Consider the following 23,911-nt stretch of genomic DNA (forward strand, 5'->3'; position numbering starts at 1 on the left):
TAGCATCCCACTTACAGAAGTCACAACCACTTATGTCAGATTTTTTGGTTCCTACTCTTCTAGGATAACTGGGGTTATATTTAATTGCAAGCCCCTAAGAGCTCTACTGTCTGACGCATTGATTGGTCTGCAATACCTGAGGGGTCGATGGTTTGCAGTATATTGGAGGATGACTTGTCTTGTGAAATAGTCTTTGGCGTCATGTGTCCTATTTTATAACACTTTTTTTACTCTGCTTACTTTTTTTCTCTGCTACCCCGAATTATTGAGCGGATACTTTTTGTGGTTGTAATTTATTCATCTTTTTGTGACAATCAAGTATTGCATATAATTATATCATAACCTTGATAATGATTTAGGATTGCTATATCTCTTTGCCAGATGAGTTAGTGCGTTACATTGACCAGCGTGTAGAAATCGCAGTCGGCTAGTTGAGGTTTTATTGCAAGCATGGCGCAAACAACAAGAACAACAGGCAATGGTAGAAGCCTGTTTATTGCTGGATGAACTGAGCGATGAATTAACCGATGAGGATGAAGCATGGCAGCAAGCAGCGATTACCGACTGGGAAGCATCTGCTGGCTGGTGACTTTACTTTATACCCAGATCCCCGAATTCTTAAAGAAGTCGAGGATCTATCCCGTAGGAATTTTCTTATAGGTTGTTTTTGTTTTTATAGCGTTGACTGAATCTTGTTTCATTTCTATAAATCTCTTTTCGGCGAGTTCTTCGACCTGGGGAGTGTAGTCTTTTCTAGAAAATACAGGACTGATGAGTGTAGGATAGGCTTTGATCCCCACAGATTGTATTTGAGGATTTTCGATCATTTCTGAAGCTTGTTGTATCAGAAGATCGAAAGCCAGCTTATAACTATAAGCTTTTACCTCCGACAAGGATTGAAATTCAAAGGGATCTTTTATTCTGACAGCCCGAATAATAGGGCCAGTATCTACGCCTTCATCTACATAATGAACAGACGCTCCAGCAACTCGTTGAAATTCTTCGATATCACCACGAGATGCCATATTTTCGATAGCAAACATACCTCTTGCATAAGGAAGAACAGCAGAATGAGCATTAATAATGTTACCTTCTGTTAATTCAATCCACCAAGGACTAAGAATCTTATCCAAAAACACAAACATACAAATCTTACCTTCATTTTTACATTCTATTTGTAGCCACTCCTTCACTTTTTCACTATTTATAGTTTTACCTAAAAAGATACTTTTTTGAAATGAGTTTTGTGCCAATGCAGGTATTCCAAATAATCTTATCATAGCTTCTTCCGTCTTACTAAGTCCACCATATAATGTTTGGATTTCCTGTAGAGAATCACTTGTTAAAAGTTTTTCCTTCTGATGTAATTGATGAAATCGCTCTTTACTCTGGTGTGAAGCATCATTTTTATCATCTCGTATGAGAATACCTCTAAAAAATGGGTTTCCTTGGAATTTGGTGTACCATTGTGACACTAAATAAGTTGGATGAAAGCTATTTTCAGTCATTAAGAAAAAATTACAAGGCTGATTGTTTGTTTTCACGGTTAGTATGAACCTCTATTGATTTAAATTACAGTTTAGTTAACGGCTGCAAGCTGATAAACTTTCTTGATTTATATATCTATCAAAAAACTAATTTTTGATCGCTCCGATCAATTATCTTTCTAGTTGAATTTAATAATGTTTTGCTTTAATTTCTGGGACGTAGGGACAACATCAACACTGTACCAACAATACATAGTCCACCGATACCTTCAAAAAGACTCAGTGGTAAGCGAAGCCAAATAACCGATGCAGCTACAGCCGACAAAGGCTCTGCACTGGCTAATAAACTGGCTTCTGTAGGTGTAATGTATCGAAGACTGTCTATATAGAGATAAAAAGCGATTGCTGTGCCAAATACAATCACAAAACTTACTAACAAACCAGTAATGATAGACCAATGTTGACCTTGAATTTGCCAAGGAGAAGCGATCGGGCATAATGCAATACCTCCTATAATCATGCCCCACCCAATGATTACTTCAGAACCCCAACGTTGTAGCAAACCTGATGGATATAATGTGTAAAATGCAAGTGCAATTGCAGAACTTAATCCCCATGCTATTGAGGCACTGGAGACGGATAACTGGTGAATAGATCCATTTGTTACGAGAAGGAATGTACCTAAGAGGGCAAATCCCAGGGCTATAAACTCTTGATAATTCGGAATTCGATTGTACTTTATTGCTAAGTAAACCATAATAAATAATGGAGCCAAATATTGCAATAAGGTTGCCGTAGCAGCATTACCAGTTTGAATTGCCACGAAATAGGTATACTGTACTCCCAACATACCAATAATTCCAAAAATCACTAATCGAATCCTATCTTTGGGCTCGTGCCACACAGCAAAAACTTGATGGAAATTATTTCGGAAACATCCAGTTATTAATAACAATATTCCTGAGATTAGCAGGCGCATTGTTACGAGCCAACCAGGAGTAAATCCCTCATTTTGAAAAAGCTTTTGTGCCACCGTACCAGAAAGTCCCCACAAGGTGGCCGCCACCAGCACCATAATAAGTCCCTTATAACGTAATAACTGAATCTTTTTCGAGTCAGATGTGAGCATAGTTGTTAATCATTCCTTAAGGCAATACAAATCTGTAGTTTTTTTTGTTCAGATACTTAACATTCTTATCTTCCATAATACTTGTGGAGTGTCATTTTGAGATGAGGGGTACCCCCCCCATCCCAGAAGCAATAACATCATGATATTATTGATAGAGAAAGCTCGAAAGTATGCGAAACATAAACATCACATAAACTGTTTATTCTCCATCCAAGACTTTTAACAAATTTATGAATTCTTACGATGCACCAGATACGGAAACACCCTTAATTTTGTCTGAGAATTTCAAATCATCTTGCTCAGGTTTGATGATATCTCCATTGATTGCTGAAAACTGTTTGGAACTGGTTCTCGACAAAGTTTTTTGTAAATTAAACAATTTTTTGTCTTTGAAAGCAGATATATTTTTGAAGGTTGAAGGATTTAATCCAGCAGGGTCTATCAAAATAAAACCTGCTATACGTATGATAGAGGCTCTCGAAGAAAAAGGAGAGATATCACCGGATCGTACCCATATTATCGAATCTTCGTCTGGTAACTTAGGAGTGGCGGCTAGCCTAGCTTGTTCGACTAAAGGATATCGCTTTACCTGTATCAGCGATCCAAACATTTCGTCTAGGAATGAGAAATATATAAAATTGTTCGGAGCCGAGCTTGTAATTGTTAAAGATAGAGATAAAAATGGAGGATTTTTAAATAGCAGAATTGATTTAATTAAGCGATTGCTTAAAGAAAATAAAAATTTATTTTGGCTGAATCAATATGCGAACTGCGAGAACAAAAATGCACATTATCTGAGTACAGCACATTCAATTTTTGAAAGCTTTTCAGAGGTTGATTACTTATTTATTGGTGCAGGTACTACAGGTACATTAATGGGATGTGCTGAATACATTAGAGATCGCAAGCTAAAAACAAAAGTTATTGCAGTTGATACCTTTGGCTCGGTTACTTTCGATTTACCTTCTAGTAAAAGATATATTCCAGGACTAGGTACAAGTCGAAAACCAGAATTGGTAGATAAAAGTCTAATTGATGATATTGTAGTAGTTAAAGAAGAGGACACGATAAAAATGTGTCGATATTTACTACGCGAAAAAACATTTTTAGTCGGAGGTTCGACTGGAACAGTTTTGGCAGGCATCAAAGCTTATGCACATAAACTGGATGCAGCGAAAAGTATAGTAGCAATAAGTCCTGATTTAGGAGAGAGCTACCTAGATACAATTTATGACGATCGGTGGGTTTCGGAACGCTTTCCTCATTGCCTTAACGCAATATAAAGACCAATAAAAATTAATTCCATGAAAACAAACACCATAGAGCAAAATTTTACAGTTATTTCTGGTTCAGTAGTTAATGAAATACTCCAAACTAACTATGCGAATGTAATTGATTTAGTTCAAAAAGCATATCTTACTCATGGAGACAAAAACACCATAAACCCAGATAGTTATTTTTTGAAATATCCAGAAAAGCCAGAAGCGAGAATCATTGCTTTACCTGCACATTTGGGAGGAGAATTCAATATTTCAGGGATAAAATGGATTGCCAGTTTTCCCAAAAATATCGCCCATGGAATCCCTCGTGCATCTGCGGTGATTATTCTCAATGATTATGAAACTGGATATCCAATAGCCTGTCTTGAAGGCTCGATTATAAGTGCTTCTAGAACCGCCGCTTCAGCAGTTTTAGCAGCCCAAAATCTTATCAAACCAAAAACAGTCAAAAGATTGGGGATTGTTGGATGCGGACTAATTGCTCGTTATGTCTTGAAATTTTTGCTAAATACTGGTTGGACAATATCTGCACTAGATTTGTTTGACTTAGCTGATGAGTACAGTATGGCGATGAAAGAGTATGCTCAAGAGAGAGGAATCAAGGAAGTTCAAATCTCATCGACCAAAGAAAACCTGATTTCATCTTGTGATTTGATTAGTTTTACTACAACGGCTGATGCACCATATATTGACGATATTAGTGTCTTTTCCCACAATCCAATTATTTTGCATTTATCTTTGCGAGATTTATCATCAAAAATTATTCTTGAGTCAAACAACATTGTCGATGATGTAGATCACTGTTTAAAATCTGCAACATCTTTGCATCTTACCGAGCAAGAAGTTGGAAACCGAGATTTTGTTACAGGAACTATCGATCAACTTATTCAAGGAAAACTCACTTTAGACATACACAAGCCAACCGTATATTCGCCATTTGGTATGGGAATCCTTGATCTTGCTGTTGCTTATTATGTATATCAAAGGGCAGTCTTGGAAAAAATAACTGTTTCCATTCCAGATTTTTTTTACGAACCCACACGAATATAGATAACATATCGATTGCTATGATCGATCGACTGCTGAGAGTTGATTGACTGTTGTGGGTCGATCGCACAGGAGCGATCGGAACCTCCATAACCCATTAAATTAGAGCTGTGTGACTTTTTTGAGTTCAATATTTTCCACTCCGTTTAAGTCATTTATTAGCTAGAACTATCAAGATAGGACTAAAGTCCTCACTACAAACTTTTTGGGGGGAGTTTTTAACAATCTCCCCCCTTCTCCTTCAGCTCTAAAAATCTCTCAATTGAGCAGTTGTCACAGCAACTTCCTTAACCTGGGAACCGCGGCGCACCTTCAGTTTCAAAATTTGACCAATTTGGCTATTTTCCACCAAATTTTGCAACTGTTCGGGTTGAGTCACTTTCTCGCCCTCAATTTGAACGATCGCATCTCCTTTCCGAATCCCGGCTTTCTCAGCAGGCGTATTGGGTACAACTCGCATCACCAATACCCCTGTAACTTCGGGCACAATCAAAGGAGCATTGGGGTCAGAATTATTCTCTCTGGCCATTTCCGGAGTCAAAGCAATCATCTGAATCCCCAAAAACGGATGGCTGACTTGTTCTCCCTTGGCTAACTGGGCGTAGATGGCTTTCGCTTTGTCGATCGGAATCGCAAACCCAATACCCATTGCATCCGCCCGAATCGCCGTGTTGATGCCAATCACTTCTCCTCTGCTGTTCAACAGCGGCCCGCCGGAATTGCCGGGATTGATGGCGGCGTCTGTTTGAATGAAATCGAGGCGCTTGTCGGGAATGCCGACGGCTGCGCTCGATCGCTTCAAAGTGCTAATAATGCCTAAAGTGACGGTATTGTCAAATCCGAGGGGGTTGCCCACGGCGATCGCCCAATCACCGACTTTCACCGCATCGGAATCTCCCAGTGCTGCCACGGGCAAGTTAACACCTTTGGTATTAATTTTGACAACAGCCAAATCTGTTACTTCGTCAGTACCTTGGACTTCTCCTGGAAATGTCCGGCCGTCATTTAAGGTGACAGTTACTCGATCGGCTTTGTCAACCACGTGAGCATTGGTTAACACAATCCCGTTTTTGTCAATGATGAAGCCAGAACCTTGACCCCGCAAGTGTTCTTGTCTGGGCGTCATGCTCCGCAAATCTTCTCCCAAAAATCTGCGGAAGAAGGGGTCTTCCATTAAGGGGTCGAGGTTGCGGCTGACAGTGCGCTCGGTATCAATCCGGACAACAGCAGGCCCGACTCGATCGACTGCCGCCGTCACAAAACTGCTGGTATCTGCCGCCACAGCCACCGGGAGTTCCGGGCTCCGCAGCGCTAGCATTTGCGGATTTGGGAGAGTTGCTGGGGAACTCCAATGTACTTGCTGCACGGCTTTTTTGGGCTGTTCCTGCCAGTTGGGCGGATTTTTGCCGTCTGCGGCAGAAGCGGGTGCAGCATTGATGAAGAGAGCGCTCAGGGCGATCGTCATTCCTAAGATGAGTCCGAACCAGCGATCGGTGCGGGGTGCGGAGCCAAAAAACTTAAATAGTCGCATAGCGTCAATCTTTGTTAGTCTGGGTTATTCTGGTAAAGGCGTGCGATCGAGCGGACTCAATAATCTGCCGCTATGAAGATCCTAAATATATTTAGAGAGCTACAATACACGAGTCTGGAGCCAGCACAAACTCAACATATTCTCAATTCTAACTTGAAAATTTTCCCTAGTAATACCAGCTTCAAAAAAAGAATTCAACTGTAGTCCAGCGCTCTAAACCATTACGGAATAACTCATTCCCCAATCTCAAATCTCAAATCTCAAATCTCAAATGGCACAACCCTGATGATTATATCTGACACTTCTACTGACAAATCCGTACCCTCAAATTCCCACCACCACCATCACGACAATCAATCAGTCCACCCTCACCATCACGATGAAGAATCGATGCGACGGCTGGTTAATCGCTTATCTCGGATTGAGGGACACGTCCGGGGCATCAAAACCATGGTACAAGAAAACCGTCCCTGTCCCGAAGTTCTCGTGCAAGTTGCAGCAGTTCGAGGCGCGCTCGATCGCGTAGCAAGAATCATTCTTGACGAACATTTAACTCAGTGCATTGCCAGAGCCGCGAAAGAAGGCAATATCGATACCGAAATAGAAGAGTTGAAAGCTGCTTTGGATCGGTTTTTGCCTTAGTCGCTGCCATTTTTTTACATATACCAGCCCCGCCAGATGGTTAGGAAGTTCTGGCGTGCGCTTTCTTCATCCGATTAATTGCAAATAAAAGTCTCTCGCGACGATCGCTAAAGGCTGCCTTCTTCCTTCTTTTTCTCCTGAGGTAAGCCGTTATTGATGACTGATGACTGATGGTTGGGAAGTTCTGGCGCGCGATCGCTTTACTCATGCGATCAACTGCAAAGAAAAGTCTCTCGCGACGATAACTAAAGGCTGGCTTCTTCCTTCTTTTTATCCTGAAGCAAGCCGTTATTGATGACTGATGACTGATGACTGATGACTAATGACTTCTTCATTCTTCTATAACAAAACCTGCAAATTAGACACAACTTGCAAGTTATGAATTCGGGCGCATTGCTTAAGCATCTTTCACCAACCAGGGAAAACCATCAAATATTTTCCCCCTCAACCCAATCGGCACAACAGATAATTTATACGATCGGCAGTTGGTGAGAGCGATCTTAGTTCAAAAAGAAGTAGTGAGTTTTTAGTGACAACCAAAGTCATCAACAGCTTTAAACTCTGAGTATCAACAATTGGACGGTGATTAACCAGACTTGGGATGAACTGTCTATCTAAACTTTCGTCAACTTGCCTTTGAGCTGGTATCTGACTGTTGCGTAAACGGCCTTATAGGAAGCTTCTATGCTGTATTCCTGCTGCAACCACTCTTGAATTTCTCCATAGCTTTTAAAGCCTTTTTGGGGATCGCTGAGGCGCATTGCCAAACTAGCGCGGGCCAGAGGAGGAATCGCCGGCTTCCTGCCACCGCTGTGCTTGGTTTCCAGGAGTCCTTCAAGTCCATCAGATCTGTACTTTCTCAGCCACCGCTGCACAGTAATGCGGTTTACGCCGATCGTCATTGCCAATTCTTTAACTGTCTTAACGTGACAAATTTTGAACAGGTAAAGTGCTTGAATTTTTTGAAAGCCGCTTGCCGTTTTTTGTTCGGTTAACAGGCTTTTTAGTTCTTCTGTGGTCTCTGTGATGCTAAGTTTACATACTCCAGCCATATCAATTACCTCACGAGGATTCGCACTATACAATTGTTTTTTTTGACTGGGGAGAAAAATCTTCTCCCCTCCTAAATGCTCGCCTTTTGCTTGCCAAGAAAGGAATAGACAAGCTATCTCAATTAAACTTTTTCATGCCTGGACTTACTCAGATGCTCAGAAGCTTGTTTTTTTTTACCTGGAGCAAGGGCTGGAACGCGTCTTTTGGTGAAAGACCCGGTTTATGAGTCAGTTTGGTATTGGATGGCACAAGCATCATTGCTAATACTGATATCAGTTAACTGATCGACCGCAACATTAGCTGCAATAGTTGACTTTTAAGGAATACCATTTATTCTCTTTTTGTTAAACATATATCATGGTTTTTCTGGTGTTTTTTGGTAATTTTTGCGAATGTCTTGGCGATTTATAGCTAGCATATAACCTTGGTCTGTACGCTAGCTAGAAGCACATTTAGACACAGATTATCCTGCTCCCAGAAGTGTATTTCTGGCTTTCCCTTTGTGAGAAATCCTGAGACATTAGCACTCTGATGGGCCGAAGCGGATCGCGCCGAGTGACGGTGCAACCAACTTTCACGGCACGCGGGCAGGCCTCTGTGAAATTACTTGCTCGATCGCCAGTTGAGTAAAACACGTCTACCGTGGGATTGTCAAATTTTCAACATCACAGTACCACTATCGGCTATTTTCGCCTGCCTGTCGTGATCGAAAACGTTGCTTCTATGTGATACTACTAACATTAATTAGTGATCGTTATCACACAAATACTCAGTAACCTCAACTAGCCATAAAAAGTTATGGCCTCGATCGCACTTTCCAGCGAGAATTCTTTGATTTAGTTAGGAAGTACGATAACATTGACATTTTTGTTAAACATTTTTACCCAGGTGAACAAGCATCCTGTTTTGTCCTTCAACCTCCCCAAACGGTCTAGGGCAGTCTTGTACTGGGCGTGAATCTTTTAGCATCTCAAGTCTAAAATGGCAGAAGATCCGGTGCAAGCAGCTTGCGGAGAGTATTGTTCATTTAAAAGGTGTAGAGAAGCCAAAATGAACGTTGACGAATTGCTCAAGCTATACGGAATAGGAGAAAGAAATTTTAGTGGGGTCTACCTGCACGAAGTCTACCTCTACGAAGCAGAATTGATTGGAGTCAATCTGTCTGAAGCCGACTTGATTGGCTCCAATCTCAGCAAAGCCAAACTCAGCAGAGTCAACTTTGGCAAAGCCAATTTGTGCCAGATCAATTTGAGCAGAGCCGACTTAGCTGGAGCCGACTTCACCGAAGCACTTTTAGCTGAAGCTAACCTGTATCGAGCTGAGTTGATGGGAGCAAATCTTAGCAAAGCAGACTTAAGTGGAGCTTCCCTGATCCAAGCAAGTTTAATCGGAGCCAACATATCTCGGGCAACACTCTCTCGTACAGACTTGCACGGAGTAAACCTTTACGGAGTAAACTTGCGAAGGGCCGTTCTCACAGAAGCAGATTTAATTGGAGCCAACTTAACTAAAGTAGACCTCAGCGGAGCCGACTTAATGGGAGCGAGCCTAATTAGGGCAGATTTGACTGAAGCAATTTTAAGTGCCTCAGACTTAAGCGGGGCAAACCTGTTGGGAGCAAACCTGACAAAAGTTAACCTGAGCGGAGTATATCTTAAGGGTGCGACGATGCCTGACGGTACGATTCACGATTGATTAATTTACGTCTTAAATGTTATGGTTGGCGAGAACCAATACTAAGGGTAACATTTTTTTTGTTACCCTAATTTATTGATAGCAAAACGTTTATTTGAAACTCTGGTGAGACCTTCAACAGTTGACAGTTGACAGTTGACAGTTGACAGTTGACAGTTGACAGTTGACAGTTGACAGTTTGAGAGCGACCTCTACCTAGAAGGAAGAGGATTGGAGTAATGAATAGTCTGATTTTCATTTCTCCCTCAAAGGGTTGGGGCTTTCAACCAATTCTTTCTGGTGAATTTCAATGTATCAGTCCTGGACGGATTAAGGGCAAAGAAACCGGGTTTTTCACCTAATCTGTGGACTACAACGAAAGATTTTCCTAAAAAACCCGGTTTCTGACCACTCGTGCGTCAGCCCTATGTATGATGTCTGGGATAGATAGCTGAGAATCTGGCAATATTTAGCAATGTCTGCGATCTAGATTTTCAATTGCTGCGATAAAAGCTATTTTAGATTTATTAATTGGGATTTTGGATGCTTAAGATGAAACTCAGAATCATGGCTGCTGCAACGCTGCTGAGCGCGATCGCCCCTCTAGCCCCTGCACAGGCCGAGAACATTCAACACACGCAACAATTACTAGCCACCCGACAGTGCCCAAACTGCGACCTCAGCAGCGCTGGTCTGGTTTTAGCCAACTTAACAGGAGCAAATCTCAAAGGCGCTGACTTGAGATTGGCTAACCTCAGCCGAGCCAACCTCACTGGGGCAGATCTCAGCGGGGCAAACCTCAGCGGCACCAGTTTGTTTGGCGTCAACCTGACGGGAGCAAACCTGACGGGGGCAAACCTCAGCGGTGCTGACTTGAGAAGCGCCTATCTCAGCAACGCCAATTTAACTGACGCCAATTTAACTAACGCCCAACTGCTGGGTGCTAGAGGAATGCCAACTAATATTGGTACCGCAGAAGACTTCTACCGATTGGGAGTGCTGGAAGCTCAAGCGGGAAACTACAGAAACGCCATTGACTATTACAATCAAGCCCTGAATCTGAAATCGGATATAGCTGCGGTTTATTTTGCGCGCAGTATGTCTCGCGCTGACTTGGGAGACTTCGCCGGCGCGGCTCAAGATGTTGCAAGAGCAAACCAACTCTTTACCACTCAAGGAAATCCCCAAGGTCAGGAATTGTCAAAGCAGCTAGCAGAAGCAATTGTGGCCCGCCAAAAGCCAACGGAGCCGCGCACTGGGGGCGGCAGCTTTATGAGTATTCTGGAGTCGCTCACTTCTCTTCTGCTGAATTTTCTATAGTTGTTAGTAAGTTAACTGTTAACTGTTAACTTACTAATTCAGAGGAATCTCGATCCAGAACTCTGTACCCTGACCGGGTACAGAAACACACTTGAGTACCCCTTGGTGTTTCTCAACTACAATTTGATAACTGATAGACAGTCCTAAACCCGTCCCCCGACCGACGGGTTTAGTAGTAAAAAAGGGATTAAAAATGTGAGAAATTAACTCTTTGGGGATGCCGTGACCGTTGTCTGCAATGCAAATTCCTACTGTTTTTTCATCAATTAATTCGGTGCGAATCCGAATGCAAGGGGATGGTGAATCAGGTATCAAACACTCGGTATTGACCTTTATATCTACTGTCCCGACATCCAGTTGTTGCGAACTCAAATATGTCACGGCTGTACTTGCCCCTAGGGAGTTAACATTCACAACTCGATCTATTTGTCCCATTTCTATGGCGTCAATGGCATTGCCGATCAGATTCATAAATACCTGATTGAGCGAGCTGGCATAGCATTCAATTAAGGGCAAATTGCCGTATTCTTTAATGATTTCTACGGTGGCGCGATCCGACTGGGCTTTGATCCGGTGCTGCAAAATCAACAGGGTACTGTCGATGCCTTCGTGAATGTCAACGCCTTTCTTTTGAGCTTGATCGAGCCGGGAAAAATTGCGTAAAGATACAACTAACTGGCGGATGCGCTCAACTCCTACTTTCATAGAACCCAAAATTTTTGGCAAATCTGTGGCAAGAAATTCGATGTCGATTGCTTCGGCACACTCGCTAATTTCTGGGTTGGGATTGGGATAGTGCTGGCGGTAGAGATCCACCAAGCAGAGCAAATCTTTGCTGTATTCGCTGGCGTGGGAGAGATTGCCGTAGATAAAGTTAACGGGGTTATTGATTTCGTGGGCGACGCCGGCCACCAGTTGTCCGAGACTGGACATTTTCTCGGTTTGAATCAGTTGGGCTTGGGTATTGTTCAGTTCAGTGACGGTTTTAGCTAGTTGTTCGGCTTTTGTTCGATCGGCTGCTGCTGCATTCAGACTTTCTTGATAAAGTTCTGCTTGATGAATGGCGATCGCAGCTTGAGAGGCCAAATTTTGCAGTAACTCTTGTTCTGCGGTTGGCCAAACCCTCGGCCCAGAACACTCGTGGGCAATCAGCAACCCCCAACATTCGGCATCTTTGCCGATCATCGGCACAATTAAACTTGCCCTCACCTGCAAGTTTTCCAAAAATTCGCGGTGACAGGGCGTTAAATCCTCAGTATAAATATCATTAATTGCTCGCATCCGTCCCGATCGATAAAAGCAGTCTGAGTCTTCGGGAAAGCATTCATGTGGAGATTTGATACCTAAAATTGACTGCCAGTGGCCGCGAACAGCTTCAACAACTACCTCGCCGTGTTCGCAGGCACCAAATTGGAAAATTACCGTGCGATCGGTATTTAACAAAACTCTCACTTCCCGCACAATAGTTTGCAGTATGGTCTTTAAATCCAAGGTGCTGCGAATTTGGTCTCTGACTCGCGTCAATACTTGGGCAAACTCTAAGGATTTTTGCAATTGGGCGGTACGCTCTTGAACTTGGCGCTCTAAGTTGGCATTCAGGGCTTGCACTTCTTTATGAAGAAGGTACTGCCCAATTGCCGAACAAAATTGGCTCCCTATCGCTAAAGCTTGCTCGATCTCCTCCCATTTCCACTCGGGCGACTGACCTTTTTTGATTTCTCGCCAGACTTCAAAGGATTGTCTGGGAAGGATTTGTGCAACACTGCTGTCAAAGCGCCCCGCCCACATTTTTTCGGTATCAATTTCATTGCGAAAAACGGTCAAACAGCCAACTACTTGTTGTTGGTAGTGGAGGGGAATTACCAGCAAACCCCGAATTTGAGTTCCTTGGAAAGCTGGAACTAACACTCTAAATAGAGATTCTTTGTATAAGTCTGTAATTATCCAAGCCCAGAATTGGGAATTGGGAATTGGGAATTTGGGAAAATCGGGGGTATTTTTCAATCCTGTGGTTAGCCATTGTTGCCAGAGGGGATGAGCTTCGATCGCGCTGACTGTTTCCCAATGGGGAAGTGTCGGTTGAGTCCCTGTGACGAACAGTTCAAAGGTAGCATCGATCGCAGTAGGGGCAATGGGAAATCTTCGATCGATCTGGGGAACCGGTAACTGTTCGCTGTTGATTTTCCGGGGGTTGAGATAGAGTCGGCCGCCACTCCCCCCCAAAGCAGTGACAGTGGCTTCCAAAGCCTGTTGTAGTTGAATGTCGATCTGACCGTACAACAGGGCTGCGACGCGACTGACGGTGGCTTCCCGAGATGCTTGAGAGCGGGTTTTTTGGAGCAGGAGCGAGTGGCCGATGGCGATCGACAATTGATCTGCTACGAGCTGAACTACTTCTAAATCTGTGGATGAAATATTGCGGGGGGAGGAGTGGTGAGCCACTAACAGTCCCCACAGTTCGATGTGAGTTTGGCGATCGCTTCCAGGCTCGCATCTACTTACGCAGGCGGGGGCCTCGCAGATCTCTGTTTTGTTCTGTTGCGACACACTCCTGTGGTGCAAAATTGGCACGACTAAGGAAGATTGGACTCCCATTGCCATCAAGTAAGCTTTGTGGCAAGGATCGAGCGAGCGATAGTGGATTTCTTCATTTACTAAAGGTTGACCGGTATCCGCAGCATCAACGGGACTGAGGGCGATCGTCTCGGAGTTAACATCTACTATTGTCCGCTGGCGCATACGGACATACATCTCCCGCGCGCTGGGAGGAATGTCGTCTACTGGAAAATGGAGACCTTTCAAGGAAGGGAGATATATATTATTAATTGATTCGGCAACAACTTCTCCGCAGCCGTCGGCACTAAACCTGTAGATCATAATGCGATCTGTTTTCAGAAAAGACCGCACTTCTGCTACTGTACTGGTTAAAATATCTTCTAATTCTAGAGATTGGCGGATGCGTTCTGTGATTCGCCTTACCAAAACTTCTTTGTCTAGTTTATGATGTAATTCTTGCGTATTTTCTGTGATTTGCATAAATCTCCTTTGGCAATTATGGAATGATAATAAGAAGTTTTGATCTACATTCGCGATCGAACTCAACTTTACGAGCCTGAGTTTTTGACTAAACCGAGCTTTACTATTAATCCGTGGCGTACTGCTTAGTGACGACCGTGTATCCCCTGTGGCACCCTGAAGAACAAAAATCGGCGATCGCCTGTGGTGTATTCCTTGCCTTCTACAGACAGGGCGACTTAACCAAATGATAATTATTATTTTAATCCTCTTATCAATTTCTTGCAATCTTGAATTCTCAGTCTCAGAATTATTTATTTTTAGGATAAGTTGACATTAGTTTGTATAACTTCATATAATGATAGATTAATGTGAGTTTTGATCTGGCCCCGGGCGCTGACTAATTTCGCTTCGCACGCTCATCAGAATTTTACCCAAATGATTTTGGCCCGTTCCCTCGCAGCCGCACCCCCAGTAGTAATCTGTTGGCGAATCCTCCACAATCACTCGATCCCCTGTGGCGAGGAGAATAGCTTGAATGTCTGAATGAGTGAGAAACTTAGTTAAAACTGCCTCGCGCATAATGGGAATTTTTACCGCTTCCCAATCAGGGCGCATTTGGTGGTTTGGATCGCGGCCTAATTTGGCGGCTTCCTGAGGAGTTGGTACGGATTGAATTGCGGCCACTAATCTTTCATCAGCGCTACCGACAAATTTTTGGGCTTGATAGTAATGTTCCACAGTCAACCAATCTTGACCGTACAAGCAAATGTCGTGTAGTGAAAAATTGGAAAAGCAGCCGTAAGGATCCTCTACTTTATAAAAATAAATTATCATAATGATATTAGATATTAGATATTAAATTTTACATTTTCAATTTTACAGTATTGACGAAGGGAGCATCTAATTTTGATAAAAAGCATTTTTTATACCATTTATCGAAGAGTGTGCAACACTCTTCGACCCCCCCTAGCCCCCCCATGAATCAGGGGGGGAACAATAATACTGTTATTTCGTTGAAAATTGGTATTATTTGAGTGTTGTCCCGCTCGCACTCAAATAAAAAGCTGAGATACTCGCTTGACGAATTGCACTTGTGCATTTAAATTGTATATTTCGATCGTCATCAAAAATCGTTAATTCGTTTCTTTATATCGCCTTCTATGCCTCTCAATCGCCAGAGAAATCGATCTGGCGCAGCAGCTTCTCTGATGATGTGCGGTGCGCGCCCTAGGAGTACAAGTCAAAGAACTCAGTTGTTATTGTCTGACGCGGTTGCAAGTGGGGATTTCATGAAAAAATTATGATTCCGATGCTGAGGCAACGGAAACGATGTAATTTCTATTGTAATTAACGATCGAGAATTGGGAATGAGGAATCGATCGCCAGAAATTGGGATTTAAGAATACATATAGCCTTTCGATCCCCCATATGAGGTACTCATGGGCATAGGGCTCCGTGGGCATAGGGCTCCGTGGGCATAGGGCTCCGTGGGCATAGGCCAAACCGGGCATAGGGCATACCTCACTTTTTTGAGAAAGGCTATACTTTATTTTCCTTTTTCCGGCTAAGATTGCTGCACTTTCCCCATGCCCAATTTCTCAGACTCTAAACTGTCGTGATGTCTTTCTCTTTCGATGCCAGAACATCTTCTATTTTGGCAATGTACTTGTCCGTCAGTTTTTGAATTTTATCTTGCAAGTCTCGCGATTCATCTTTAGAGATATCGCTGCTTTTTTCTTGCTTGCGAATCGAGTCAACGGCATCGCGACGGATATTGCGAATTGCGACTTTACCTTCTTCGGCAAACTTCGAGGCCATTTTGACGAATTCTTGGCGTCTTTCGCTTGTAAGCGGTGGAATGTTCAAGCGAATAACTGAACCGTCGTTGTTAGGTACGAGGCCTACATCGGACAGGGAAATTGCTTTTTCGATTGAGGTAAGCGCTGTGCGATCGAACGGTTGAATGTTGATCGTTGTCGCATCCGGGGTTCCGATATTGGCAAGGGATTTGATCGGAGTTGGAGCTCCGTAATAATCTACCATGACTCGATCGAGGAGGGAGGCGTTGGCCCGTCCCGTCCTGATAGTATTAAAAGACCGTTGAGTAGCCTCAACTGCCTTTTGCATATGATCTTCTGCTTCAGCTAACTTCACAAAATCCTCCGACAAGAGTTCCAATAGATTCTCCCATTACGGCTCGGTAGATGTTGCCCGATACCGAGAGGTCAAATACCATAATAGGAATATTATTTTCTTTGCACAGGGCGATCGCGGTACTGTCCATCACCCGCAAGTCTTGGTTCAAGACGTGGGCGTAGGTGAGGGTTTGATACCTGCGTGCGTCTGGGTTGACGTGGGGGTCAGAATCGTACACCCCATCTACCTTCGTCGCTTTAAAAATCACCTCTGCATCAATTTCAGCCGCCCGCAAAGCGGCTGTAGTATCAGTAGTAAAGAAAGGATTACCAGAACCGGCACCAAAAATCACTACCCGTTTTTTTTCCAAGTGACGAATGGCGCGCCGCCGAATGTAGGGTTCAGCTACTTCTTGCATGGCGATCGCCGATTGTACCCTTGTTGGCACTCCTGCTTGTTCCAGTGCATCCTGCAAAGTGATAGCATTCATTACCGTAGCAATCATGCCCACATAGTCGGCTGTTGCCCGATCCATCCCTGCCGAAGCAGCTTTCACGCCACGAAAAATATTGCCGCCGCCGACAACGATCGCGATTTGAATCCCTTCGGAAACGACTTTCGCCACTTCCTGGGCGATCGACCCAACGACTACCGGATCGATACCGTAGCCCAAGCTACCCATCAGCGCTTCACCGCTGAGCTTCAGCAAAACCCGCTGATAAACCATCCCCATGCCGCCACTATTTTTTACTCTTTTGTCTCCACCATAAGATAGCAGCACGGGTGCATTTTGAACATCAATTGGCTGGAACAGGCTTTTGAGCTTGTTCCAGCACACCTGGGTGAGAACTCTCGACTAAATTTATTCCTTGGGAACGAAATCAAGAGCAGCAGAATTCATGCAGTAACGCTGACCGGTTGGCCTGGGCCCATCGTTGAATACGTGGCCGAGATGAGCGTCACAAACAGCACACAGTACCTCAGTACGGCGCATGAACAAGGCATTATCCGCCTCATTCCTGACATTTTCTTCTTTAATGGGAGCGTAGAAACTCGGCCAACCGGTACCGGAATCGTATTTTGTTTCTGATTCAAATAGCTCAGTGCCGCAGCAAATACACTTATAAATTCCCGGCTTTTTGTTGTCGTGATATTCGCCGCTAAAAGCTCTTTCTGTTCCCTTTTTTCTGGTGACTTTGAACTGTTCTGGCGTTAGTTGCTGTTGCCATTCGGCATCGGTTTTCTTAACTTTGTCTGTCATGATTTAATGTTGTTGACTGTTGACTGTTGACTGTTGACTGTTGACTGTTGACTGTTGACTGTTGACTGTTGACTGTATATATAGCAACGACTAAGGTAGTTAGGACGTTATTAATTGCTAAAACCATTGATTTTATTGCATCTTCACATCTATCTTCTTCCTTCGGCTATAGCTAGTTAACTCATACCAATTTAATGGGTCGTTGCATAGAATCCGATCCCCCTAAATCCCCCTTAAGAAGGGGGACTTTGAGAAGAATCTTGTCCCCCCCTTATTAAGGGGGGTTAGGGGGGATCTGATTCGGGAGCCACCTCATAAAAAATTGGTATCATGCCTCCATTAATATTAACCTAATTGGCTCCAAATGAACATACCAGGGAAAAGGATTGTCTTTAATCGCCCGCCACTTTTCCTTGAAAACTTCAGCTTGCAAGTGATAATCTTGGGAATCGTGGGGAGGCGAGTGCAACTTGAGATATAATGTCACCCGGTGGGGAGTTTCCACGGTTGAGGCGATCCAACAAGCAAATGTATTTTCGCGATCGCGCGCGGCGCTAACAAAACTGATTTGATGAGCCCGAATTCCTACAGAAACTAGAGATTTGGGAATTGGTTCGGCGACAGTCAGATCGCAGCGCCAGTCGATCGCCTCCACGACAGTTTCGGAGATCGGTTTAGCAGCACAGAAGTTCTTACAGCCAGTCAACTGGGCGACGGTGAAGTTGCGCGGGCGATCGAAAATGTTCTGTTTGGTATCAAAGGCGATCGCACTTCCATCAGCCAAAACCAACAGATTCTCGCACACCCGATAAACCTCCTCTAAATTGTGGCTGACAAACAAAGTAATGCCTCGATAATTAGCCAAAGCCTGCATTAACTCCCGTTCCAGTTGACTCCGCAAGTGCGTGTCCAAAGCCGAAAACGGTTCGTCTAACAGCAGCAAATCTGGCGAACTCGCGATCGCCCTCGCCAAAGCCACCCGCTGCTGCTGGCCACCCGAAAGTTCCTGCGGATAGCGATTTTCAAGTCCCGACATTTGCACCGAAATTAATTGTTCTTTGACTCGAAGTTGTTGCTCGCTTGTAGATAAATGCTGCAAGCCAAAGGCAATATTTTCAGCCACAGTCAAGTGCGGAAACAAAGCATAGTTTTGAAACAAAAAACCGATACGGCGGTCTTTAGAAGGCACATTAATGCCCTGTACTGAGTCAAATAAAACCTTACCATTGACTGCAATTTTACCGCTAGTTGGAGTTTCCAAACCGGCGATGCAGCGCAGAGTCATGCTCTTGCCAGAACCCGACGCGCCCAAAATTCCCAGCACTTCCTGCCCGATATCGAAACCGACATTTAAGGCAAAGCCAGAAAGAGGTTTAAAGATGTTTAGAAAAAGTCCACTTTGCGATTGTTTTGTTGGGTATTTTGGGGTAAGATTTGGTGCATTTTTGGGAATATGAGATTGCCGTTTATATGGCAATCCTAAATAAGTTGTGGGATGGGCATCTTGCCCGTCCCATTTATATCCCAATCCTAAATGAGTTGTGGGATGGGCATCTTGCCCGTCCAGAATTGTGGGATGGGCATCTTGCCCGTCCCGAGGATAAGCCTGAACCAGTTTTGTGGCTGACTTAGGATTAGTATAGTGGGGATTTGGTTGGGGAGATTTTTTTTGTAAATCAGTCCAATAATTAACAGCAGTAAGCACGCTCAAAGCAAGACTGAGCACAATCAAAACCCAAATAGCAGCTTGCCTCATATCCCCAGCTTCCACAGCAAAATAAATTGCCATCGGGATAGTTTGAGTTTGTCCGGGAATATTCCCAGCTAACATCAAAGTCGCGCCAAATTCACCCAAAGCGCGGGCAAATGCGAGAATAGTTCCTGCTAAAATTCCCGGCCAGGCTAGAGGTAGCATAATCCGCCAAAAAACTGTCCATTCGGAGGCGCCTAAAGTGCGGGCTGCGTTGAGAAGATTGGCATCAATTTGCTCAAAAGATCCCAAAGCAGTTTTGTACATCAGGGGAAATGATACGACTGTGGCTGTAATGACGGCGGCTTGCCAAGTGAAGAGGATTGTTAAGTCGAATTTTAGCAACAATTGACCGATCGCGCCATTTCTCCCAAACAGCAGCAGCAACAAGAATCCGACTACTGTGGGCGGCAAAACTAAGGGAGAGATGAAAATGCCTTCAATTAAGGCTTTACCTCGGATGCGAGTTGAAAGCATCCAGCGGGCGGCGGCGATTCCGAGAAAGAATGTAAGAAATGTGGCGATGGCGGATGCTTTTAGGGATATCCACAATGGAGATAAGTCGAATTCCATATTTGGGATTAATAAAACCGGGCGGTTGAAACCGCGTCTATACAGACAAAACCCACCTCCGTGGGTTGAAGAACAGGAGATTAAAATTATGTTATTTTATTCAGTCCGCGGAGGCGGACTTCGTTTGTGTAGACGCGGTTTCAACCGCCGTCTTAATCTTAGCTAATTAACGAGCTAAACCGAATCCATATTTCTGAAATACTATTTTAGCGCGATCGCCCGCCAAGAACTCAACAAACGTTTTTGCGGCAGCGGGATGGCGGCTGTTTCTGATAACTGCTAGGGGATAGACAATGGGCGAGTGCAAATTTGCGGCGGCCGTTAGCTGTACAGTTACTTTGTCGGATGTTTTGGCGTCAGTGGCGTAGACTATGCCAGCATGAACGTTTCCGCTTTCGACAAATGTCAGCACTTGGCGGACGTTATTTCCTAGCACTAATTTTGGCTTAATTTGCTGCCACAATCCTAGTTTAGTTAGCATTTCTTGGGCGTATTGTCCGACGGGGACGCTGTTGGGTTCGCCGATCGCAATTTTCTTGATTTTAACATCTGTCAACTGTTTAAAATCGGTCAAAACAGCGCTATTTTTGGGTGCAATCAATACCAGGCGATTTGTCAGGAGGTTTCGTCGTGTCTGGTTGAGGAGCAAATTAGCTTGCTGCAAAGCATCCATTTGTTTGGTAGCGGCGCTAAAAAATACATCTACTGGGGCTCCTTGCTGAATTTGCTGGGCTAGGGCGCCGGAAGCACCAAAATTATAGGTAATATTAACATTGGGATTGCTGCTTTGATATACTGTTTTGATTTCTGTTAAGGCTGTCGAAAGACTGATAGCAGCGGATATGGTTAAAGATGTGCGCTGCTGCGTTGTGGCTGGAGTGCAACTAATCAGTAGTGCGATCGCCACCATTCCTGCGATAATTAAATTGAGAATATGTGTATTTTTTGAGTTCATGGGAAATAGAAGACCCGGCGGTTGAAGACCCGGCGGTTGAAGACCCGGCGGTTGAAACCGCGTCGATACATACAAAACCCGCCTCCGCGGGTTGAAGAGCAAGCGGTTAAAATATGTTATCTTCTTCAGTCCGCGGAGGCGGACATTGTTTGTGTAGACGCGGTTTCAACCGCCGTCTATGTTTGTGTAGGAGCGGTTTCAACCGCCGTCTATGTTTGACTTTCTGGCGGTTTCAACCGCCGTCTATTCCCGCCATTTGAGGGCACAACCGATCGCCTCTGTACTCGAAGGTTCTATCGGTTGGTCATTCAGCAATTGGTCGATCGCACTTCGCAAATAAGAAAATTGCACCGCTTCTGAATTGTCGGCATTGTCGTCTATTAAACCTTTATAGCGCAATCTGCCGTCTTGGTCTAACAAAAAAACCTCCGGCGTATGAGAAGCCCCAAAACTTTCAGCCACATCTTGAGCCATATCTCGGATGTACGGGAAGTTGAGTTGATTGTTGGCTGCAAAAATTTTCATATTTTCAAAATTTTCGTCGGGATGCTGGTTGGCATCATTAGCATTAATCCCGATTAAAGTAACGTCTCTATCTTGAAAATCTGCTTGCAGTTGTTTGAGGCGATTGAGATACAACTGGACGCAGGGAGACTGATTGCACAAAAATATCACCGCTATCGCTCGAAATTTTTCTAAATATCGAGATAAATGGTGAACGTCTTCGTCAACTCCCGGAAGTTCAAAATCGGGAGCGTAGCCGTTAATGGGAGTACCTGTTGTTTCGCTGATTAAACTCATTTTTTCAGGATGTGAGGAGCAGTATTTTCTAAGATGAAAGATGAAAGGATCGGTGCGAATCTAATAGGTTATTTTTGGACTTTACCTTAATTATAGCCTGACTAACAGCCTATTTGAATTCGGACTTGGCGATTTATTCCTCGTCTTGCTTTAGCCAACCTTTCGCCAGAGCTTGATATCCAATCATTTTGTATGTTAGTTTGGCGGCGGTAAATTCTGAGACTACAGAATCTACAACAGGTGCTAGTTCCATGATGTCACAGCCGATGACTTCGTAGGACTCGAATAACCGGCGTAAAAATCCGGTGAGCGAATACCAATTTAACCCACCTGGTTCCGGCGTGCCAACTCCTGGTATTAATGTCGGATCGATGCCGTCTAGGTCGATCGTCAAAAATACTCGTTTGGTTGTTATGCTAGCAATTGCGCGATCGGCCCAATCCGGTTGATTAGCTATTTCCCGAGCTCGAAACACGTTTAGCTGTTTGGCTTTAATCAAGTCGGCTTCTTCTTTGCAGATAGCGCGAATCCCGATTTGCAGTGTCGGTAAGCCCATATCGACAACCCGCCGCATCACGCAGGCGTGGTTGTGAATCGAGCCTTCGTATTCGTGCCGCAAGTCGCCGTGGGCGTCTATTTGCACGACTGTGAAGGGTTCGTCGGGGTATCCTTGGCGGTAGCCTTCGACAACGCCGGCGGTGATGCTGTGTTCGCCTCCGAGGGAGATGACAAACTTATTTTCGGTAATTAGCTGGTGCACGGTTTGTTGCGTGACTTGCAGCATTTCTAGGGATGATACTGGTTGCTGGTTGCGGGTATCGGCGATCGGCAATGCGGTATAAATACCAACATCGTAGCAAACTTCGCGATCGAGTTCTTCGTCGTAGCATTCGAGCTGGTGAGAAGCTTCTAGCAGTTTAGCCGGCCCGTTTTCGCACCCCCGCCGATAGGTGGTTGTTGCTTCGTAGGGAATTGGTAAAATAACTACTTTGGCTGTGTCGTAGTCGGGTACAATTTCGGAACCGAGAAAGGGTACGACAGAAGTTGAGATGATCGTTGGCATAGGGGAAGTTTGAATAAGGCAAAAAATGCAGCATCTTTAATCCTGACATAATAGCGGCTCTAACTACAAAGGAAGGAGAAAGAGGATTTAACCGCAGAGGGCGCAGAGGGCGCAGAGGGAGGAGGGAAGGAAGGTTTGCGTATATTTCCGTGGTTGCCTCGAATTGCGATACGGTTGGTAGTAAGGACTTTAGTCCTTTGCACCCTTAAATTTTCACTTTTTTACCTATATGACTTCTTCTACGTTAACTGCTGCCCGGCCTCAAACCTGGATGTGGAAAGGCTTTCCGATTTGCTATCAGACTGCGGGTTCCCAGGGCCCTGCGGTGGTGTTTGTCCATGGTTTCGGCGCGTCTTGGGGCCACTGGCGCAAGAATTTACCGGCGTTGGCTGCTGATTGTCGTTGTTTTGCGATCGATCTTATCGGTTTTGGCGGTTCTGCGAAACCCGCACCCAAGCTGGAGATTGATTATACTTTTGAGACTTGGGGACAGTTGATTGCTGATTTTTGTCGGGAAGTTGCGGGCGGGCCTGCTTTTTTGGTGGGAAATTCGATCGGCTGCGTAGCAATTATGCAAGCCGCTGTCGATTTTCCAGATATCGCCATTGGTGTAATTTTACTCAATTGTTCCCTGCGCTTGTTGCACGATCGCAAACGCGCCGAAATGCCTTGGTATCGCAGTTTTGGAGCGCCAATAGCACAAAAGATTTTAAATGTCAAATGGATTAGTCAATTATTTTTCAAACAATTAGCAACGCCGAATACAGTCAAAAAAGTGCTTTTGCAAGCCTATCACCGTCCCGAAGCTGTCAGCGACGAACTTGTAGAAATCTTGTTAAAACCAGCGCGAGACAACGGCGCAGTGGATGTATTTGTAGCATTTATCAGCTATTCTCAAGGCCCCTTACCGGAGGATTTGTTACCGCGTTTGAACTGTCCTGCTTTGATTATATGGGGCGCAAAAGACCCTTGGGAGCCGATCGCCCTCGGGCGAGAATTAGCCAAGTTTCCGGCTGTAGAAAAGTTTATTCCGCTGGAGGGCGTAGGCCATTGTCCCCAGGATGAAGCCCCGGAATTAGTGAATCCGATTTTACTCGAATGGATTAAACAATTGACAGTTGACAGTTGATAGTTGACAGTTGAAGTTTCTACTCGTTACCAGGCTGGAGCCTGGTAATGCTGATGGGGATA

Annotated in this window: 22 protein-coding genes; 8 read left to right on the forward strand and 14 right to left on the reverse strand. The window is 44.4% G+C overall.

Annotation, left to right across the window (positions count from 1 at the left end; all coding sequences use genetic code 11):
- Positions 1-442 precede the first annotated feature (442 nt).
- Positions 443-589: a hypothetical protein gene (locus tag JGK36_RS24050; RefSeq protein WP_293175479.1), complete on the forward strand. Its 147-nt coding sequence runs from the start codon at positions 443-445 to the stop codon at positions 587-589.
- Between the two features lie 46 nt (positions 590-635).
- Here JGK36_RS24050 and JGK36_RS24055 read toward each other — a convergent pair whose 3' ends face one another.
- Both JGK36_RS24055 and JGK36_RS24060 read right to left on the reverse strand, forming a co-directional pair.
- Positions 636-1,544 (reverse strand): formyltransferase family protein, encoded by a 909-nt coding sequence (locus tag JGK36_RS24055; protein WP_293175481.1) that lies wholly within the window; start codon positions 1,542-1,544, stop codon positions 636-638.
- Between the two features lie 148 nt (positions 1,545-1,692).
- Entirely contained in the window at positions 1,693-2,616 is a 924-nt protein-coding gene (locus tag JGK36_RS24060; RefSeq protein ID WP_293175483.1) for a DMT family transporter, read from the reverse strand.
- A 230-nt stretch (positions 2,617-2,846) separates the two neighbouring features.
- Between JGK36_RS24060 and sbnA the strand changes: the two genes are divergently transcribed.
- Together sbnA and sbnB are read left to right on the forward strand one after the other, a co-directional pair.
- Complete coding sequence (gene sbnA, locus JGK36_RS24065; RefSeq protein ID WP_293175485.1) at positions 2,847-3,899, forward strand: 2,3-diaminopropionate biosynthesis protein SbnA; 1,053 nt, start codon at positions 2,847-2,849, stop codon at positions 3,897-3,899.
- A gap of 21 nt (positions 3,900-3,920) precedes the next feature.
- Entirely contained in the window at positions 3,921-4,946 is a 1,026-nt protein-coding gene (gene sbnB / locus JGK36_RS24070; RefSeq protein ID WP_293175487.1) for a 2,3-diaminopropionate biosynthesis protein SbnB, read from the forward strand.
- A 244-nt stretch (positions 4,947-5,190) separates the two neighbouring features.
- On the opposite strand, the gene JGK36_RS24075 is transcribed toward sbnB, so the two are convergent.
- On the reverse strand, positions 5,191-6,474 hold the full coding sequence (locus JGK36_RS24075) for an HhoA/HhoB/HtrA family serine endopeptidase (protein ID WP_293175489.1): 1,284 nt from the start codon (positions 6,472-6,474) through the stop codon (positions 5,191-5,193).
- A 285-nt stretch (positions 6,475-6,759) separates the two neighbouring features.
- Here JGK36_RS24075 and JGK36_RS24080 point away from each other — a divergent pair, with 285 nt between their 5' ends.
- Complete coding sequence (locus tag JGK36_RS24080) at positions 6,760-7,116, forward strand: metal-sensitive transcriptional regulator (protein ID WP_293175491.1); 357 nt, start codon at positions 6,760-6,762, stop codon at positions 7,114-7,116.
- 40 nt (positions 7,117-7,156) lie between these two features.
- Here JGK36_RS24080 and JGK36_RS24085 read toward each other — a convergent pair whose 3' ends face one another.
- Positions 7,157-7,324 (reverse strand): hypothetical protein, encoded by a 168-nt coding sequence (locus JGK36_RS24085; RefSeq protein WP_293175493.1) that lies wholly within the window; start codon positions 7,322-7,324, stop codon positions 7,157-7,159.
- Between the two features lie 406 nt (positions 7,325-7,730).
- The gene (locus tag JGK36_RS24090) at positions 7,731-8,168 is read right to left on the reverse strand and encodes a helix-turn-helix domain-containing protein (RefSeq protein WP_293175495.1); all 438 of its coding nucleotides are present in this window, start codon (positions 8,166-8,168) and stop codon (positions 7,731-7,733) included.
- A 1,051-nt stretch (positions 8,169-9,219) separates the two neighbouring features.
- On the opposite strand from JGK36_RS24090, the gene JGK36_RS24095 reads away from it, so the two are divergent.
- The 3 genes from JGK36_RS24095 to JGK36_RS24105 all read left to right on the forward strand — a co-directional run bounded on the left by JGK36_RS24095 (position 9,220) and on the right by JGK36_RS24105 (position 11,163).
- Positions 9,220-9,864 (forward strand): pentapeptide repeat-containing protein, encoded by a 645-nt coding sequence (locus JGK36_RS24095; RefSeq protein WP_293175497.1) that lies wholly within the window; start codon positions 9,220-9,222, stop codon positions 9,862-9,864.
- 218 nt (positions 9,865-10,082) lie between these two features.
- Positions 10,083-10,205 carry a hypothetical protein gene (locus tag JGK36_RS24100; protein WP_293175499.1) on the forward strand — a complete coding sequence of 41 codons (123 nt, stop codon included), beginning with the start codon at positions 10,083-10,085 and terminating at the stop codon, positions 10,203-10,205.
- A 190-nt stretch (positions 10,206-10,395) separates the two neighbouring features.
- Positions 10,396-11,163: a pentapeptide repeat-containing protein gene (locus JGK36_RS24105; protein WP_293175501.1), complete on the forward strand. Its 768-nt coding sequence runs from the start codon at positions 10,396-10,398 to the stop codon at positions 11,161-11,163.
- 33 nt (positions 11,164-11,196) lie between these two features.
- Here the strand turns inward: JGK36_RS24105 and JGK36_RS24110 are convergent, their stop codons facing one another.
- The 9 genes from JGK36_RS24110 to speB all read right to left on the reverse strand — a co-directional run bounded on the left by JGK36_RS24110 (position 11,197) and on the right by speB (position 22,720).
- The gene (locus JGK36_RS24110) at positions 11,197-14,199 is read right to left on the reverse strand and encodes a GAF domain-containing protein (RefSeq protein ID WP_293175503.1); all 3,003 of its coding nucleotides are present in this window, start codon (positions 14,197-14,199) and stop codon (positions 11,197-11,199) included.
- 345 nt (positions 14,200-14,544) lie between these two features.
- The gene (locus JGK36_RS24115) at positions 14,545-15,015 is read right to left on the reverse strand and encodes an NADAR family protein (protein ID WP_293175505.1); all 471 of its coding nucleotides are present in this window, start codon (positions 15,013-15,015) and stop codon (positions 14,545-14,547) included.
- A 771-nt stretch (positions 15,016-15,786) separates the two neighbouring features.
- Positions 15,787-16,335, reverse strand: coding sequence for a ribosome recycling factor (gene frr, locus JGK36_RS24120; RefSeq protein WP_293175508.1), 549 nt, complete (start codon positions 16,333-16,335; stop codon positions 15,787-15,789).
- A complete protein-coding gene (gene pyrH / locus JGK36_RS24125) occupies positions 16,322-17,050 on the reverse strand; it encodes a UMP kinase (protein ID WP_293156721.1) in 729 nt (242 codons plus the stop codon). Before pyrH ends, frr begins: the two co-directional genes overlap by 14 nt.
- A 129-nt stretch (positions 17,051-17,179) precedes the next feature.
- A complete protein-coding gene (gene msrB / locus JGK36_RS24130) occupies positions 17,180-17,578 on the reverse strand; it encodes a peptide-methionine (R)-S-oxide reductase MsrB (protein ID WP_293198222.1) in 399 nt (132 codons plus the stop codon).
- A 328-nt stretch (positions 17,579-17,906) separates the two neighbouring features.
- The gene (gene modB / locus JGK36_RS24135) at positions 17,907-19,901 is read right to left on the reverse strand and encodes a molybdate ABC transporter permease subunit (protein ID WP_293198224.1); all 1,995 of its coding nucleotides are present in this window, start codon (positions 19,899-19,901) and stop codon (positions 17,907-17,909) included.
- Between the two features lie 166 nt (positions 19,902-20,067).
- Entirely contained in the window at positions 20,068-20,856 is a 789-nt protein-coding gene (modA, locus tag JGK36_RS24140) for a molybdate ABC transporter substrate-binding protein (protein ID WP_366039655.1), read from the reverse strand.
- Positions 20,857-21,099: 243 nt separating this feature from the next.
- Positions 21,100-21,657 (reverse strand): thioredoxin family protein, encoded by a 558-nt coding sequence (locus JGK36_RS24145; RefSeq protein ID WP_293175514.1) that lies wholly within the window; start codon positions 21,655-21,657, stop codon positions 21,100-21,102.
- Between the two features lie 133 nt (positions 21,658-21,790).
- A complete protein-coding gene (speB, locus tag JGK36_RS24150; RefSeq protein WP_293175516.1) occupies positions 21,791-22,720 on the reverse strand; it encodes an agmatinase in 930 nt (309 codons plus the stop codon).
- Between the two features lie 229 nt (positions 22,721-22,949).
- Between speB and JGK36_RS24155 the strand changes: the two genes are divergently transcribed.
- Positions 22,950-23,849, forward strand: a complete 900-nt coding sequence (locus tag JGK36_RS24155; protein ID WP_293175518.1) for an alpha/beta fold hydrolase — start codon at positions 22,950-22,952, stop codon at positions 23,847-23,849.
- The last annotated feature ends 62 nt before the right edge of the window (positions 23,850-23,911 follow it).

The organism is Microcoleus sp. PH2017_35_SFW_U_B (assembly GCF_020737865.1).
Lineage (GTDB): Bacteria > Cyanobacteriota > Cyanobacteriia > Cyanobacteriales > Microcoleaceae > Microcoleus.